Source organism: Pseudomonas lactucae (assembly GCF_016937615.1).
In the GTDB taxonomy this organism is placed as follows: domain Bacteria; phylum Pseudomonadota; class Gammaproteobacteria; order Pseudomonadales; family Pseudomonadaceae; genus Aquipseudomonas; species Aquipseudomonas lactucae.
In genome coordinates this window covers 1-1,689 of record NZ_JAFHKI010000230.1, presented here as the reverse complement: position 1 = coordinate 1,689, position 1,689 = coordinate 1, and the positions used below count along the sequence as shown (strand labels likewise).

Below are 1,689 nucleotides of genomic sequence, written 5' to 3'. Positions count from 1 at the left end.
TCGACTTGCTCCCGATGGCGTCAGTCAGAGCACCACCGTCCGATTGGCATTCAAGAATACCCGCCGTTCAATGTGATACCCCACCGCCCGCGCCAATGTCAGCCCTTCAATATCCCGTCCCTTGGCAATCAGGTCCTCGGGATAGTGGCTGTGATCCACCACTTCCACGCCCTGGGCGATGATCGGGCCTTCGTCCAGATCGTTGTTGATGTAATGCGCCGTGGCGCCCACCAGTTTCACGCCCTTGTTGTAGGCCTGGTGATACGGCTTGGCGCCCTTGAACCCCGGCAGCAACGAGTGATGGATGTTGATGGCCTTGCCGTCGAGCTTGCGGCACAACTCCGGCGACAGCACTTGCATGTAGCGCGCAAGGATCACCAGTTCAGCGCCGGTGTCTTCCACCACTTGCCACACTTGACGCTCCTGGGACGGCTTGTCGTTGGGGTCCAGCGGGAAATGGTAGTAGGGAATCTGGTGCCAGTCGGCCAACGGCTTCAAGTCGGGGTGGTTGGACACCACCGCGACCACGTCCATCGACAGTTGGCCGATGCGTTGGCGGTACAGCAGGTCGTTGAGGCAGTGATCGGCCTTGGACACCATGATCACCACTTTTGGCCGGTAGTTCGGCGCCGTCAGCTCGAAGATCATGCCAAAGGCTTCACCGCGCGCGGCCAGGCCGGCGCGGAATGCCTGCTCGTCGAAGCCTTCGGGCTGACGAAATTCCACGCGAATGAAAAACCGGCCCGAGAGGCGGTCATCGAACGAGTGGTGCTCGGTGACGTAGCAACCCTGCTCGAACAGGTAGCGGGTAACCGCGTCCACCGTGCCGAGCACGCTGGGGCAGTCGGCAGTCAAAATCCATGTATCGGGTGCGCGGCTCATCGGCGATTCCTCAGGCTTGAACGCTCAGACCGAACTCGGCCGAGGCGTCTTGCAACCACAACCACCAGTAATCCGAGAAGCTGCGACGGATCAGCAGTTCCCAGGTGTCTTCGGCGGTGTGGCGGATCACCAGTTGCGACTTGGCGAACACCGTGCCCACCGCCTTGCCTACCGGGAAGTTGTTGGGGTGCACGTCGTAGCTGGTGGACTTCATCAGCACGTCGCGCACGTTCGGGCCGCTCAGTTCGAGGATCTGCTGGCCGCCGCTGACGTTGACGATCTGGATATGCAAATCGCCCAGCGCGGCACGCAGGTTCTGCTCGGCGGCGAATTCTTCACCGCTTGGGACGATGAGCAGCCACTCGTCCGGGCCGAGCCATTGCAGGCTGGTTTCACCTTTGACGATCACGCTCAGGGCGCCGGGCAGTTCGATGCCCAGGGCCTTGTGCACACCGGCGGCGAACGCAGCATCGTGGCCATCGCCACGAATGGTCAGGTGGCCGAGCAGTTTCTTTTCCCGCACGGTCACGCCGGCGTTTTTGCGGCCCTTGCCGACCAGGCTGGCGAGGTCGGCATGGTGCAGCGACGACTCGGCCTTGGCGCCGGTGGTGGGGCGTTGTTGGTAAACATTGGCTGCTGTCATAAAGCACCTGTTTTGAATTCTGTTTTGAGGCTGATGGCCTCATCGGGCAACCCCTCCCACAGGGGAATGCATTTAAAAATGTGGGAGGGGGCTTGCCCCCGATGCAGGCAACTCGGTCTATCAGATGTTCTGGCGATCGCCTTTCGGGTCAAAGAACACCGAAG

General features: G+C 61.2%; 2 protein-coding genes. Both read right to left on the bottom strand.

Translation table 11 applies throughout. From position 1 onward, the window contains the following. Positions 1-24: 24 nt before the first annotated feature. Entirely contained in the window at positions 25-882 is an 858-nt protein-coding gene (purU, locus tag JWR98_RS28635) for a formyltetrahydrofolate deformylase (protein WP_078734960.1), read from the bottom strand. A gap of 10 nt (positions 883-892) precedes the next feature. After that, positions 893-1,525, bottom strand: coding sequence for a sarcosine oxidase subunit gamma (locus JWR98_RS28630; RefSeq protein WP_003176543.1), 633 nt, complete (start codon positions 1,523-1,525; stop codon positions 893-895). Between the last annotated feature and the right edge of the window lie 164 nt (positions 1,526-1,689).

Coding starts and splice junctions, on each gene's coding strand:
- purU (WP_078734960.1), bottom strand. CDS start 882: ATGAGCCGCGCACCCGATACATGGATTTTGACTGCCGACTGCCCCAGC.
- JWR98_RS28630 (WP_003176543.1), bottom strand. CDS start 1,525: ATGACAGCAGCCAATGTTTACCAACAACGCCCCACCACCGGCGCCAAG.